11 protein-coding genes and 6 tRNA genes are annotated in these 13272 nt (G+C 70.5%); 6 read left to right on the forward strand and 11 right to left on the reverse strand.

Going from position 1 to position 13272, the window contains the following annotated elements:
* Window positions 1–2: 2 nt before the first annotated feature.
* Window positions 3–248 (reverse strand): hypothetical protein, encoded by a 246-nt coding sequence (locus BW996_RS21020; RefSeq protein ID WP_139330804.1) that lies wholly within the window; start codon window positions 246–248, stop codon window positions 3–5.
* 91 nt (window positions 249–339) lie between these two features.
* Entirely contained in the window at window positions 340–975 is a 636-nt protein-coding gene (locus tag BW996_RS08470; protein WP_139330805.1) for a YceB family lipoprotein, read from the reverse strand.
* Between the two features lie 97 nt (window positions 976–1072).
* Here BW996_RS08470 and BW996_RS08475 point away from each other — a divergent pair, with 97 nt between their 5' ends.
* From BW996_RS08475 to BW996_RS08500, 6 genes are read left to right on the forward strand one after another with little or no spacing between them, the layout of a single operon-like run.
* On the forward strand, window positions 1073–1726 hold the full coding sequence (locus BW996_RS08475; protein ID WP_037477389.1) for a TetR/AcrR family transcriptional regulator: 654 nt from the start codon (window positions 1073–1075) through the stop codon (window positions 1724–1726).
* 5 nt (window positions 1727–1731) lie between these two features.
* The gene (locus tag BW996_RS08480; protein ID WP_037477367.1) at window positions 1732–2862 is read left to right on the forward strand and encodes an efflux RND transporter periplasmic adaptor subunit; all 1131 of its coding nucleotides are present in this window, start codon (window positions 1732–1734) and stop codon (window positions 2860–2862) included.
* A 22-nt stretch (window positions 2863–2884) separates the two neighbouring features.
* Window positions 2885–6112 carry an efflux RND transporter permease subunit gene (locus tag BW996_RS08485; protein ID WP_037477369.1) on the forward strand — a complete coding sequence of 1076 codons (3228 nt, stop codon included), beginning with the start codon at window positions 2885–2887 and terminating at the stop codon, window positions 6110–6112.
* 46 nt (window positions 6113–6158) lie between these two features.
* The gene (locus BW996_RS08490) at window positions 6159–6812 is read left to right on the forward strand and encodes a protein-L-isoaspartate O-methyltransferase family protein (protein ID WP_037477372.1); all 654 of its coding nucleotides are present in this window, start codon (window positions 6159–6161) and stop codon (window positions 6810–6812) included.
* Window positions 6813–6847: 35 nt separating this feature from the next.
* Window positions 6848–7189: a rhodanese-like domain-containing protein gene (locus tag BW996_RS08495; RefSeq protein WP_037477374.1), complete on the forward strand. Its 342-nt coding sequence runs from the start codon at window positions 6848–6850 to the stop codon at window positions 7187–7189.
* A 25-nt stretch (window positions 7190–7214) separates the two neighbouring features.
* Window positions 7215–8567, forward strand: coding sequence for a TolC family outer membrane protein (locus tag BW996_RS08500; RefSeq protein ID WP_051631431.1), 1353 nt, complete (start codon window positions 7215–7217; stop codon window positions 8565–8567).
* 21 nt (window positions 8568–8588) lie between these two features.
* Here BW996_RS08500 and BW996_RS08505 read toward each other — a convergent pair whose 3' ends face one another.
* The 9 genes from BW996_RS08505 to BW996_RS08545 form a co-directional block, all read right to left on the reverse strand.
* Window positions 8589–9917 (reverse strand): 3-deoxy-D-manno-octulosonic acid transferase, encoded by a 1329-nt coding sequence (locus tag BW996_RS08505; protein ID WP_310732028.1) that lies wholly within the window; start codon window positions 9915–9917, stop codon window positions 8589–8591.
* A complete protein-coding gene (waaC, locus tag BW996_RS08510) occupies window positions 9914–10912 on the reverse strand; it encodes a lipopolysaccharide heptosyltransferase I (RefSeq protein WP_245801908.1) in 999 nt (332 codons plus the stop codon). The genes BW996_RS08505 and waaC overlap by 4 nt, the downstream gene beginning before the upstream one ends.
* Before the next feature lie 48 nt (window positions 10913–10960).
* On the reverse strand, window positions 10961–12355 hold the full coding sequence (locus tag BW996_RS08515) for a phosphomannomutase/phosphoglucomutase (protein ID WP_037477377.1): 1395 nt from the start codon (window positions 12353–12355) through the stop codon (window positions 10961–10963).
* Window positions 12356–12547: 192 nt separating this feature from the next.
* Window positions 12548–12624 (reverse strand) — tRNA-Asp (locus BW996_RS08520).
* Window positions 12625–12674: 50 nt separating this feature from the next.
* Window positions 12675–12750, reverse strand: a tRNA-Glu gene (locus tag BW996_RS08525).
* Window positions 12751–12760: 10 nt separating this feature from the next.
* Window positions 12761–12836: transfer RNA gene (locus BW996_RS08530), tRNA-Ala, on the reverse strand.
* 6 nt (window positions 12837–12842) lie between these two features.
* Window positions 12843–12919: transfer RNA gene (locus tag BW996_RS08535), tRNA-Asp, on the reverse strand.
* Window positions 12920–13021: 102 nt separating this feature from the next.
* Window positions 13022–13097: transfer RNA gene (locus tag BW996_RS08540), tRNA-Glu, on the reverse strand.
* Window positions 13098–13135: 38 nt separating this feature from the next.
* Window positions 13136–13211: transfer RNA gene (locus tag BW996_RS08545), tRNA-Ala, on the reverse strand.
* Window positions 13212–13272: the final 61 nt, after the last annotated feature.

Below are 13272 nucleotides of genomic sequence, written 5' to 3' on the forward strand. Positions count from 1 at the left end.
GTTCAGTCGTCCTGCCAGCGACCGCCCCGGCGGTCGTGGTGACCACGGCCACCGTGCCCGCGCCGGTCTTCCGGAATGACGATCACGCGCGGCGCCGGCTGAGCCTGAGGAAGCACCACCACCTCGCGCCCATGACCCCGGTGGTGGCCGTGGCCCGGCACCGGGACCACCACGCAGCCGGACAGCACGCTCAGCCCGCCCAGCATCAGCAGCGCGGCGCCTGAGCGCCGCCATGTCGACCTTTTCATCGTCATGACACGGCCATGAAGGCCGAAATGAGTTGCAACAGCAGCTCAACGTGCCAGCATGCGGGCCGGCCGACCGGCCTTCAGCCGAGCCTCAGGATCGAGCCGGCGCCATGTTGCCGCTCACCGGCACAGGCACCAGCCGCAGCGTGACGCCCCCCGGGCGCACCTCGATCGGCCCGGGCTGCAGTCCGGCCTTGGCCGCCAGCTCCAGCGCCAGCCGGTCGATGCGATGAATCTCCAGACCTTCCAGCATCGACTCGGCCAGCCAGCCGCCCCAGCGGTTCAGGCCGGAGGCCAGCAGCGGCGGCAATCCGTCGATCGCGATGTTCTCGCGCCGCACCCGGTCCAGCCGGATCGTGCCGTCGGACGGTTCGTAGCGCAGCGCGCTGCTGAACATGATGTTGCCGCGAAAGTCGCGCCGGCTCAGCACCGTCTCGCGCAGGCCCATGTCGAAGCCCAGCATCATGCGACCCGCCCCCGGCTGCAGCAGCACCCGCGGCGAGCTGATGCGCACCTCGAACACCTCCAGCACCTTCTGCTGCAGCGGGAAGCGCGAGGACAGCGCCGCCTGCATCTCGCGCTCGCTGGTGGTGAACTCCCTGGGCACCACCGAGGCACAGCCCCACAGCCCGCCGACCAGCGCCATCGCGCCGATCCTCAGCAGCCCGCGACGCCCGCCCGCCGGCCGACCGCCCTGTGCAGACGCCGCCCCTGTCATTGCGCTCACTTCATTGCTCCACTACATTACTGACCGGTTAGTCATTATCATGCCCCGGAAACCCGCCTTGTCCGCCGAACCGTCCGAACGCTCCGACCTGCCCGCCATGGCAGGAACGCCGGCGACGCCGCCGGCATCGCACCAGCGCCGCAAGGCCGAGCGACCCAGCGAGCTGCTCGACGCCGCGCTGCAGCTCTTCGTCGAGAAGGGCTTTGCCGCGACCAAGACCGAGGACATCGCCCGGCTGGCCGGCGTCTCCAAGGGCACGCTCTACCTGTATTACACCAGCAAGGAAGACCTGCTCCGGGAGGTGATCTCGCAGCGGGTGTCGACCCGCATCGCCGAAGGCCTGGCCCAGGCCGCCGCCCACCAGGGCAGCGCCACCGAGCTGATGCGCACGCTGCTGGTCGACTGGTGGATGCAGACGCTCGAGAGCGACGCCTCCGGCGTGTTCAAGCTGGTGGTCAGCGAGGTGCGCAACTTCCCCGAGATCGCCGAGCTGTGGTTCAACGAGGTCTCGCAGCCCGGCTCGCAGCTGATCGGCGGCATGGTGCAGCGCGGCATCGATTCGGGCGAATTCCGGCCGGTCGACGTGCTCTCGGTGGTCTACTCGATCGTCATGCCGCTGGTGATGCTGTGCGTGCACCGGCACTCGCTCGGCGCCTGCGAATGCCCGGGCATGAGCCTGGAGCCGCAGGCCTTCATCCGCGCCCACATCGATCTGGTGCTGCGCGGCATCTCCACCCACCCGGAACCCTGAAGCCGATGAAGCGATCGACCGTGCTTGCCGCCGGTGCCCTGGCGCTGGGCCTGCTGGGGCTGGCCGGCTGGAAGCTGTCGAGCCGCACGGCGAGCGCCGCCGCAGCGGCCTCGGCCAGCGCCCCGCTGCAGCCGACCCCGGCCGCGCTGCAGCTTCAGGACAGCGACCTGGTGACGCTGCGCCGGGCCGAGCTGGTCGATGCGGTGGCGCTGACCGGCAGCCTGAAGGCGGCGGTCAGCGCGCTGGTCAAGGCACGCAGCGCCGGCGAGCTGCTGGAGCTGGGCCCGCGCGAGGGCGACACGGTGCGCGCCGGCCAGATCGTCGGGCGCATCGACCCGGCCGATGCGCAGCTGCGGCTGCGCCAGGCCGAGCAGCAGATCGAGTCGGCGCAGGCCCAGCTCGACATCGCCGGCAGGACGCTGGACAACAACCGCGCACTGGTCGAACAGGGCTTCATCTCGCCCACCGCGCTGGAGAGCTCGGCCGCGAACCACCGCGCCGCGCAGGCCGCGCTGCAGTCGGCCCGTGCAGGCGCCGATCTGGCTCGGCGGGCGCTCGACGACACGGTGCTGAAGGCGCCGATCGGCGGCCAGATCGCGCAGCGCCTGGCCCAGCCGGGCGAGCGGGTCGCGCTGGACGCGCGCATCCTGGAGATCATCGATCTCGACCGGCTCGAGCTGGAGGCGACCGTGCCGGCGGCCGAGCTGGCCCGCACCCGCATCGGCGCCGGCGCGGTGCTGCAGGTCGAGGGCGTGGACGCGCCGGTGCGGGCCCGGGTGCTGCGCATCAGCCCGGCCGCGCAGGCCGGCACCCGGTCGGTGCCGGTGCATCTGGCCATCGAGCCGGCGCCGGGGCTGCGTGCCGGCCTGTTCGCGCGCGGCCACATCGAGCTGGGCCGGCGCAGCACGCGGGTGCTGCCACTGTCGGCGGTGCGCGTCGACCAGCCGCAGCCGCATGTGATCGAGCTGGACACCGGCGCGGGCCTGCTGCGCCAGCGCCCGGTGCGCACCGGTGCGCGTGGTGAGGTCGACGGCACCGCGTCGATCGAGATCCTCGACGGCCTGGCCGAGGGCGCGCGGGTGCTGGCCGGCCGGCTCGGCCCGGTGCGCGACGGCACGCCGGCCGTGCTGCGCTGAACCTCGCGCCCTCAGGTCCATCATGTGGTTCACCCGCGTCTCGATCGCCAATCCGGTCCTGGCCACCATGGTGATGCTGGCGCTGGTGGTGCTCGGACTGTTCTCCTTCCAGCGCCTGAAGGTCGACCAGTTTCCCGACATCGAGTTTCCGACGGTGGTGGTCAGCACCGAGTATCCCGGCGCCGCCGCCGAGATCGTCGAGACCGAGCTGACCCGCAAGATCGAGGAAAGCGTCAACGCGATCGCCGGCATCAGCCAGCTCTCCTCGCGCAGCTATGCCGGCACCTCGGTGGTCATCATCCAGTTCGACCTGACGATGGACGGCCGGCGCGCCGCCGACGATGTGCGCGAGAAGCTCGCCATCCTCAAGCCGCAGCTGCGCGAGGAGATCGGCGAGCCCAAGGTGCAGCGCTTCGATCCGGCCAGCCGCCCGATCTGGAGCGTGGCGGTGCGCGCATCCGGCGACGCTCGGCCGGATGAGGCCGATGCAGCCGGCGCGATGCGGCGCACGCTCTGGGCCGAGCAGGTGCTGAAGAAGCGGCTGGAGAACGTGCGCGGCGTCGGCTCGGTCGCGCTGGTCGGCGCGGTGCGGCGCGAGATCCAGATCCAGCTCGATCCGGTGCGCATGGAGGCCGCCGGCGTCAGCGCCGAACAGGTGATCGCCGCGGTGCGCGGCGAGAACCAGGACCTGCCCGCCGGCCTGCTGCGCTCGGCCGAGCAGGAACGGGTGGTGCAGATCCGCGGCCGCATCGAGCGCCCGGACGACTTCGCCCGGCTGGTGGTGGCGCGCCGCGGCGCCACGCTGGTGCGCCTGGGCGAGGTCGCGCAGGTGGTCGACGGCCCGCAGGAGACCGACTCGCTGGCCCTGCTCGACGGCCAGCGCAGCCTGGTGCTCGAGGTGCAGAAGGCCCAGGGCCAGAACACCATCGAGGTGGTCGACGGCCTGGAGCGCGAGCTGGCGGCGCTGCAGGCCGCCGGCGCGCTGCCCGCCGACCTGCGGCTGGACCGGGTGCGCGACAGCTCGCGCCCGATCCGCGTCTCGGTGGCCAATGTGCGCCAGACCCTGATCGAGGGCGCGCTGCTGACGGTCGCCATCGTCTTCCTGTTCCTGAACTCCTGGCGCTCGACCGTCATCACGGGCCTGACGCTGCCGATCGCGCTGATCGGCACCTTCCTGTTCATGCAGTGGTTCGGCTTCTCGGTCAACATGATCACGCTGATGGCGCTGTCCCTGTGCGTGGGCCTGCTGATCGACGACGCCATCGTCGTGCGCGAGAACATCGTGCGCCATGTGCAGATGGGCAAGGACGCCCGGCGCGCCGCGCTCGACGGCACCGCCGAGATCGGCCTGGCGGTGCTGGCCACCACGCTGTCGATCGTCGCCGTCTTCCTGCCGATCGGCTTCATGGGCGGCATCATCGGCCAGTTCTTCCACGAGTTCGGCATCACCATCGTCGCGGCGGTGCTGATCTCGATGTTCGTCAGCTTCACGCTCGACCCGATGCTCAGCGCGGTCTGGCATGACCCGGCGGTGCAGGCCGAAGGGCAGACCTTGCGGCCGGTCACGCTCTACGAGCGCACGCTCGGGCGGATCACCCAGGCGGTCGACCGCGGCTCGCTGCGGCTGGGCGAGGGCTACCAGGCGCTGCTGGGCTGGTCGCTGCGCCACCGGCTGCTGACGGTGGTGCTGGCGCTGGGCACGCTGGTGGCAGCGCTGGTGCTGACCCGCTCGCTCGGCACCGAGTTCGTGCCCAAGGCCGACTATTCCGAGACCTTCGTCAGCTTCCACACCCCGGTCGGCTCCTCGCTGGAGGTGACCGAGGCCAAGGTGCGCGAGGTCGAGGCGCTGATCCGCCGCCGCCCGGAGGTGAAATACACCCTGGCGACGATCAATGCCGGCCAGGCGCAGGGCCGCATCTTCGCGCAGATCTACATCCGGCTGGTCGACCGCAAGGACCGCCAGCTCAGCCAGGACCAGCTCGCCGCGCCGCTGCGTCAGGAGCTGCTGCAGGTGCCCGGCATCACCGTGACCCATGTCGGCCTGCTGGACGCGGTCGGCGGCAACAAGCCGCTGATGCTGTCGCTGCAGGGCAGCGACCTGGGCGAGCTGCAGCGACAGACCGAGCGGCTGCTCGAGCGGCTGCGCACGATTCCCGGCCTGGTCGATCTGGACAGCAGTGCCCGCGCGGACCAGCCGACGCTGGCGGTCACGCTGCGCCGCGAGGCGGCCGCCGACCTCGGCCTGGGCGTGGCCGGCGTGACCGGCACGCTGCGCGCGCTGGTGGCCGGGCAGACGGTGGGCAACTGGCGCGCCAGCGACGAGCTCAATGTCGACGTCAAGGTCGGGCTGGCGCCGCAGGCCCGCGACAGCACGGCCGACATCGCGCGGCTGATGATGCCGGCCGGCCAGAACGCCGACGGCAGCGCCCGGCTGGTGCGGCTCGACCAGATCGCCGAGCTGGGCGAGGACCGCACGCCCCAGCAGATCAACCGCCGCGATCTGGCCCGCGAGGTCGAGATCACCGCCAACGTGCAGGGCCGCTCGCTCGGCGAGGTCTCGGCCGACATCCGCCGCGTGCTCGAGAGCGAGCCGCTGCCGCCGGGCCTGCGCTGGCGCTTCGGCGGCTCGACCAAGGACATGGCCGAGAGCTTCGGCCACGCCGTCTCGGCGCTGGCCATGGGCGTGATCTTCATCTACATGATCCTGGCCTCGCAGTTCCGCAGCTTCATGCAGCCGGTGGCGCTGATGAGCTCGCTGCCGCTGACGCTGATCGGGGTGGTGGGCGCGCTGCTGCTGTTCGGCTCGACGATGAACCTGTTCTCGATCATCGGCGTGGTGATGCTGATGGGGCTGGTGACGAAGAACGCGATCCTGCTGATCGACTTCGCGATCCGCGCCCGCGCCGGCGAGGTGCATCTGGACGATGACGGCGGCCAGCCCGGCCGGCGGCTCGGGCGCGAGGAGGCGCTGCTGCTGGCCGCGCGGGTGCGGCTGCGCCCGATCCTGATGACCACGCTGGCGATGGTCTTCGGCATGGTGCCGCTGGCCTTCGCACTGTCGGAAGGCGCCGAGCAGCGCGCGCCGATGGGCCAGGCCGTCATCGGCGGCGTCATCACCTCCTCGCTGCTGACGCTGGTGGTGGTGCCGGTGATCTATTGCTGGATCGACGACCTGAGCGTGTGGACGAGGCGACGCTTCGGTGCGGATCGTCGGCCCGATGCCACATCCGGCACCGGATCGGCCTCCTAGAATGTCGGGTTTTGTTGCGCATGCTCTTTCTCGCGAGGAATCCAAGATGAACGTCGAACAGGCCCGTTTCAACATGATCGAGCAGCAGATCCGTCCGTGGGACGTGCTCGACCCGTCCGTGCTGTCGCTGCTGGCCGTCGTCAAGCGCGAGGACTTCGTTCCGGCCGCGCACCGCGCCGTCGCCTTCATGGACCTGGAAGTGCCGCTGCCCGGCGGTCAGGTCATGCTCGCACCGCGCGTCGAGGCCCGCCTGCTGCAGGAGCTGGGCCTGCTGCGCCACGAGAAGGTGCTGGAAGTGGGCACCGGCTCGGGCTTCATGGCCGCGCTGATGGCCCACAAGGCCCAGACGGTCGTCACCTACGAGAAGCGCGCCGAGCTGGCCTCGCTGGCCCGCGAGAACCTGCGCCACGCCGCGATCATGAACGTCGAGGTCCGCCAGGGCGATGGCTCGAACGGTGACGCCGGCCGCGGCCCCTGGGACGCGATCGTGCTGTCGGGCTCGGTCGCCGAGGTGCCCGAGGCGCTGCTACAGCAGCTCAAGGTCGGCGGCCGCCTGGTGGCCATCGTCGGCACGGAGCCGGTGATGCGCGCGCTGCGCATCCGCCGCATCAGCGAGCGCGAGTTCCGCACCGAGGTGCTGTTCGACACCGTCGCGCCGCATCTGGAAGGCTTCGCCAGCCCGAGCCGCTTCGCCTTCTGATCCTTGCACGCCCTCTTCTCCCCGGAGTCCACCCGATGCAGCAGCTTGCCGTGACCCGCCTGGCCGAACAGATCCAGGCCCTCGTCGCCGAAGGCCACGCGCCGCTGCTGCTCGACGTGCGCGAGCCCTGGGAGATCGCGACGGCCTCGCTGTCGCTGCCGGGCGTGCAGCGACTGGACATCCCGATGCAGCAGATCCCGGGCCGTCTGGCGGAGATCGATCCGCAGCGTCCGGTGCTCGCGCTGTGCCATCACGGCATGCGCAGCCTGCAGGTCGCGCTGTTCCTCGAGCGGCAAGGATACCCCTATACGTATAACATCACGGGAGGGATCGACGCCTGGTCACGCCAGGTCGATCCCGCCGTGCCGCTGTACTGAGATTGCCGACCCCTGCGAGGAAACCATGAGCCTGCCGACGCCCCCTGCCCTGTTCAAGACCCTGCGTCTGCCGCTGCTGCTGACCGCCCTGGCCGCCACGCTGGCCACGCCGACGGCAGGTGCGCAGAGCCTGAAGGAGCTGCACGAGCTGGCGCGCGGCCATGACGCAGCCTTCCTGGCCGCACGGGCCGGCGCCGAATCCGCCCGTCACCGCAGCGCCCAGGCCGAGGCGCTGCAGCGCCCCAATGTCGGGCTGCAGGGCAGCTACACCCGCTCCAGCTCGGACACGCCGCTGTACGACGCGCGCAGCAACACCGCCGCTGCAGTCGGTCTGTCGGCGACGCAGACGCTGTTCAATCGCCAGAACACGCTGACCATCGACAAGGCCCGGCGCGCGCTCGACCTGGCCGAGGTCGACCTGAACAGCGCCGAGCAGGACCTGACGCTGCGGGTGGCGCAGGCCTATTTCGATGTGCTGATCGCGCAGGACGCGCTCTCGACCGCGCGCGCCTCCAAGACCGCCATCGGCGAGCAGCTGGCCTCGGCCAAGCGCAACTTCGAGGTCGGCACCGCGACGATCACCGACACCCGCGAGGCCCAGGCCCGCTTCGATCTGACGACCGCCCAGGAAATCGCCGCCGACAACGATCTGCGCACCAAGCGCCTGGCGCTCGAGCAGCTGGTCGGCCGGACGGATGTCAAGCCGCTGGGGCTGAAGCCGGCTGCCGCGCTGCCGCTGCCCGGTGAGGGCATCGAATCCTGGGTCGAGAAGACCGAACAGAGCCCGAGCGTGCGCAAGGCCCGCCTGGCCCACGAGATCGCCAAGCTGGAAACCCGCCGCACCCAGGCCGGCCACCTGCCGACGGTCGACCTGCAGGGCCAGCTGGCCACCACCAACAACCGCGGCTCGGGTGCGCTGTCGGCGGGCGGCGCCGGCACCACCACCAGCAACTCGATCGGCGTCACGGTCAGGATGCCGCTCTACACCGGCGACGCGATCCAGAACCAGGTCCGCGAGGCGCTGGCCCTGGAGGAGAAGTCGCGCAACGATCTGGAGGCGGCACGCCGTGGCGTGGCCCAGGCCACGCGGCAGCTCTTTTTCGGCGTGCAGTCGGGTGCGGCCCAGGTCAAGGCGCTGGAAGCGGCGGAAACCTCGTCGCGGCTGGCGCTCGACGCGACCAAGCTCGGCTACAAGGTCGGCGTGCGGGTCAACCTGGACGTGCTCAACGCCCAGACCCAGCTCTACTCGACCCAGCGCGATCTGGCCCGGGCCCGCTACGAGGTGCTGCTCAACAGCCTGCGGCTGCGCCAGGCCGCCGGCACGCTGAATCCGGCCGACATCGACGCGGTCAGCGCCCTGCTCGGCACGAGCCGCTGAATTCGGCCGGCGGCTTCGGGCTCAGTTCAGCAGCGCCGCCAGACGCGCGGCCATGCGGGCCGCAGCCCCCTGGTCGGCTGCCACCGAGCCCAGCGCGGCCTGCCGCGCCGCGGCCTGCGCGGCGGAGTCGCCCGCCAGCGCCAGAGCCTGTCGCACCGCCTGGTCCAGATCCGGCGCCTGGAAAGCCGCGCCGGCCGCCAGCGCCCGTGCCACCGGCTGGGCGAAATTGAAGACATGCGGTCCGGTGAGCACCGGACAGCCGCAGGCGGCCGCCTCGATCAGGTTCTGCCCGCCCAGCGGCGCGAAGCTGCCCCCCAGCAGCGCCACATCGGCGCAGGCGTAATAGGCTGGCATCTCGCGCATCGAGTCGCCCAGCCAGACATCGGCCTCCCGAGCCAGCGCCCCCGGCCCGGTGCCGACCCAGCTGCTGCGCCGCGCCAGCGTCAGGCCACTGGAGATCACGCTGGCGCCGACCTCGTCGAAGCGCTGCGGATGGCGGGGCACCAGCAGCAGCAGCGGCCGGGGCTGCGAAGGCGCACGCTGAGCCAGCGCCGCGCGCCAGGCCGCCAGCAGCGGCCCGTCCTCGCCTTCGCGCCAGCTGGCGGCCAGCACCACCGGTCGCGCCAGGCCCGCACGCCAGCTCAAGCCCATGGCCAGCAGCGCAGGCGACGGCTGCAGATCGTATTTCAGGTTGCCGCAGACCTCGATCGCCGGCTCCAGCGCCCCCGCACGGCGCAGCCGAACGGCATCGTCCGCCGTCTGGGCCAGCACCGCGGTGAAGGAGCGCGCCGCCGGCCGCAGCAAGGCATCGAAGCGCAGCGACTGGCGCAGGCTTTTTTCCGACAACCGCGCATTGGCCAGCACGACCGGCACGCCGGACTGCTGCGCCGCGTGCAGCAGCGCCGGCCAGACCTCGGTCTCCATCAGCACGCCGAGCGCCGGGCGATGCCGGCGCAGAAAGCGGCGGGTCGCGCCGGGCGTGTCCAGCGGCAGCCAGCGCTGCGCGTCGCCCTCGCGCAGCAGCGCGACGCCGGCCTCGCGGCCGGTGGCGGTGCCGTGCGTCAGCAGCAGGCGCAAGTCCGGACAGGCCTGGCGCAGGGCCTGGATCAGCGGCTCGGCGGCGCGGGTCTCGCCCAGCGAGACCGCATGCAGCCACAGCGCGCCCGGCCGCACCGGCTCGCCCAGGCCCAGGCGCTCGCCCAAGGCGGCCCCGTACAACGGCTCCTGGCGCGCGCGCCACAGCAGCCGCCCCATCAGCAGCGGCAGCAGCAGGCGCATCAACTGGCCATAACCAGTCAGGGCCAGGCGCTCGCGCAGCGACAACCCAGGATCCGGTCGCGTCGCAGTCACGGCGCCACCTGCCGCCAGGCCTGCTCGACCTGCTCGAGCGTCGGCGGCTCGCCGGCCGCTGCGCCCTCGACGCTGAGCTGGTGATGATGACCGTGCGCCGGCTGCGGCCCGGTGCGCCAGGAGGTCGGGAAGTTGTAGAGCTGCAGATGCACCCGGTCGAGCGCCACCGCCAGATGCGACAGCCCGCTGTCCACCCCGACCACCGCCTGCGCCGCGCCGAAGCGATCGACGATTGCGTCCAGGCTCATCCTCGGCCACAGCGTGCAGTGCTCGGCACCGATCGCGGCGGCGATGCGCGCGGCCCGCTCGGCCTCGACCGCATCGGCCTGGGGCAGCGCCAGATGCCAGCCCTCCCCGACCCGGCGCCGGCCGAACTCGATCCAGTGCGCCTCGGGCCAGAGCTTGTCGTCGCGCGAGGTGCCGTGCACCAGCACCATCAGCGGCCGCGCCGGATCGGGCCGGGTCGCGGCCTGCAGGCCGAAGCGCGGCGGCGTGTCGATCGCGGTGCCGAAGGCCTCGGCGCAGAGCCGGCGCGAACGGTCCACCACATGGATGCGCGGCTCGATCTCGATCGGCCGGTCGGCCACCCAGCGGGTCGGCGCCTCCCAGCCGGAGCCCTCGGTGCGGTTGCCCAGCGCGTAGCGCAGACCGCCCGGCGCCAGCCGCGCCGACAGCACGACCAGCGCCGACTTGGTCAGGCCCTGCAGGTCGATGACCGCGTCATAGGCCTGCGCGCGCAGCCGCTCGCGGAACTTCTGCTTCTCGCGGCGGACCTCGGCGCTCCACCAGCGCTTGCGCCAGCGCCGCTGCGCGCACTCGATGACCTCGCCGATCCCCTCCACCCGGCGCAGCAGCGGCGCGAAGCCGGGCTCCACCACCCAGTCGATGCGCGTGCCGGGATGGCGCGCACGCAGGTCCGCCACCACCGGCATCGCGTGGATCACGTCGCCCAGGGACGACAGCTTGACGATCAGGATGCGGGGTTCATCAGGCAAAGGGGCCATCAACGGCGAACTTTCGACGGCGCAGGCGAACAGGGAGCATCAATGCGCCGCGGCCTGCACCTCCGCCTCGGGCATCACCTTGCGCAGCGCCGCCATGAAGTCATGCTGGATGCGCTCCAGCGCCTCGGGCGTGTGACCCTCGAACCGCAGCACCAGCACCGGCGTGGTGTTAGAGGCGCGGATCAGGCCGAAGCCGTCCGGATAGTCGCCGCGCAGACCGTCGATGGTACCGATTTCGGCGCCGGGGAAGTCGGCCTGCGCCACCAGTTGCGCCACCACCTCATGCTGGTTGCCCGCCGGCACCGGCACGTTGAGCTCCGGCGTCGAGTAGCTGGTCGGCAGCGCGTTGAGCACCGCGCTCGGATCCTCGAAGCGCGACAGGATCTCCAGCAGACGCGCGGCGGTGTACATCGCGTCGTCGAAGCCGTACCAGCGCTCGCCGAAGAAGATGTGGCCGCTCATCTCGCCGGCGATCGGCGCGCCCGTCTCCTTCAGCTTGGCCTTGACCAGCGAGTGGCCCGTCTTCCACATCAGCGGCACGCCACCGGCCTCGCGGATCGCCTGCGGCAGGCGCTGCGAGCACTTCACGTCGTAGATGATGGTGGCGCCGGGGTTGCGCGACAGGATGTCCTGCGCGTAGAGCATGATCTGGCGGTCCGGGAAGATGTTCTGGCCGTCGGCGGTGATCAGGCCCAGGCGATCGCCGTCGCCGTCGAAGGCCAGGCCGAGGTCGGCCTCGGTCGCGCGCACCACCTTGATCAGGTCGGCCAGGTTCTCCGGCTTGGACGGATCGGGATGGTGGTTGGGGAAGTCGCCGTCGACGCGGCTGTACAGGTCGATGACCTCGCAGCCCATCGCCTTCAGGATGCCCGGCGCCGAGGCGCCCGGAATGCCGTTGCCCGAATCGACGACGATCTTCAGCGGCCGGCTGATCTTGCAGTCGCCCAGGATGCGCGCGGTGTATTCGGGCAGGATGTCGTGGGCCGCGATCGTGCCGGGCTGCGCAGCCAGCGTGTAGCTCTCGGCCTCCATGCGCTGGCGCAGGCGCTGGATCGACTCGCCGTGGATAGCCACGCCGCCGAGCACCATCTTGAAGCCGTTGTAGTCCTTCGGATTGTGGCTGCCGGTGACCTGGATGCCGCTGCGGCAGCCGATCTCGCCGCGGGTGGCGGCGACGTAGTACAGCATTGGCGTGGTGACCGCGCCGAGGTCGATCACGTCCAGGCCGGTCGCCGCCAGGCCGCGCATCAGCGCCGCGCTCAGCCACGGGCCCGACACCCGGCCATCACGGCCGACCGCGACCACCTTCTCGCCGAGGGAGACGGCCTCGCTGCCGAAGGCACGGCCGAGGTGCTCGGCGAACTGCTCGTCGAGGGCCTGGCCGACGATGCCGCGGATGTCATAGGCCTTGAAGGCGGATGCGGTGACTTGCATGGGAGATAGCGGGCATGCCCGGAGTTGATAGAAAACCCGCGCATTGTAGGCAGCCCCCCGCCCGGCACCACCCCCGTTCCCCAGGTTTTCCCTGAAGAAGCCCGAAGGCTTCACGCCGGAACACGGAAAACACGAGACGACTGCCCAAAACCGAAAAAGCCTGTTCACTTTCGTGAACAGGCTTTTGCATGTTGGCGGAGTGGACGGGACTCGAACCCGCGACCCCCGGCGTGACAGGCCGGTATTCTAACCGACTGAACTACCACTCCGCGTCGGTGACGTTTAGCGCCTGATTGCTCAGGCCAAGTATCGTCAAACTTGGCGACCCCTAGGGGATTCGAACCCCTGTTACAACCGTGAAAGGGTCGTGTCCTAGGCCTCTAGACGAAGGGGTCAAAGAGAATTTGGTGGAGGTAAGCGGGATCGAACCGCTGACCTCTTGCATGCCATGCAAGCGCTCTCCCAGCTGAGCTATACCCCCAAATTGTGGCGGAGTGGACGGGACTCGAACCCGCGACCCCCGGCGTGACAGGCCGGTATTCTAACCGACTGAACTACCACTCCGCGTCGGCCCGTGACTTTGGACTTTCGTCCCAAGCGTCATGGAAACTTGTACTGCACCACATCGATCTGCCGGCATCGCCATTCATGAAGCTGGATCATGATTGGCGACCCCTAGGGGATTCGAACCCCTGTTACAACCGTGAAAGGGTCGTGTCCTAGGCCTCTAGACGAAGGGGTCTTTGTCCTTCGCGACTTGAATCTCGAAACGCTTTGCTTTGGTGGAGGTAAGCGGGATCGAACCGCTGACCTCTTGCATGCCATGCAAGCGCTCTCCCAGCTGAGCTATACCCCCGTTTGGAACCATTTCTGGTCGACTTCAGACTTCAATTGCTTGCCGTCTTTTGTCAGGCGTC

The organism is Sphaerotilus natans (assembly GCF_900156335.1).
Taxonomy (GTDB): Bacteria; Pseudomonadota; Gammaproteobacteria; order Burkholderiales; family Burkholderiaceae_C; genus Sphaerotilus; species Sphaerotilus natans.

What these genes read in the sequence shown, in the direction of transcription:
- BW996_RS21020 (WP_139330804.1), bottom strand. Translation starts at nt 248, where the DNA reads ATGAAAAGGTCGACATGGCGGCGCTCAGGCGCCGCGCTGCTGATGCTG.
- BW996_RS08475 (WP_037477389.1), top strand. Translation starts at nt 1,073, where the DNA reads ATGGCAGGAACGCCGGCGACGCCGCCGGCATCGCACCAGCGCCGCAAG.
- BW996_RS08480 (WP_037477367.1), top strand. Translation starts at nt 1,732, where the DNA reads ATGAAGCGATCGACCGTGCTTGCCGCCGGTGCCCTGGCGCTGGGCCTG.
- BW996_RS08485 (WP_037477369.1), top strand. Translation starts at nt 2,885, where the DNA reads ATGTGGTTCACCCGCGTCTCGATCGCCAATCCGGTCCTGGCCACCATG.
- BW996_RS08490 (WP_037477372.1), top strand. Translation starts at nt 6,159, where the DNA reads ATGAACGTCGAACAGGCCCGTTTCAACATGATCGAGCAGCAGATCCGT.
- BW996_RS08495 (WP_037477374.1), top strand. Translation starts at nt 6,848, where the DNA reads ATGCAGCAGCTTGCCGTGACCCGCCTGGCCGAACAGATCCAGGCCCTC.
- BW996_RS08500 (WP_051631431.1), top strand. Translation starts at nt 7,215, where the DNA reads ATGAGCCTGCCGACGCCCCCTGCCCTGTTCAAGACCCTGCGTCTGCCG.
- BW996_RS08515 (WP_037477377.1), bottom strand. Translation starts at nt 12,355, where the DNA reads ATGCAAGTCACCGCATCCGCCTTCAAGGCCTATGACATCCGCGGCATC.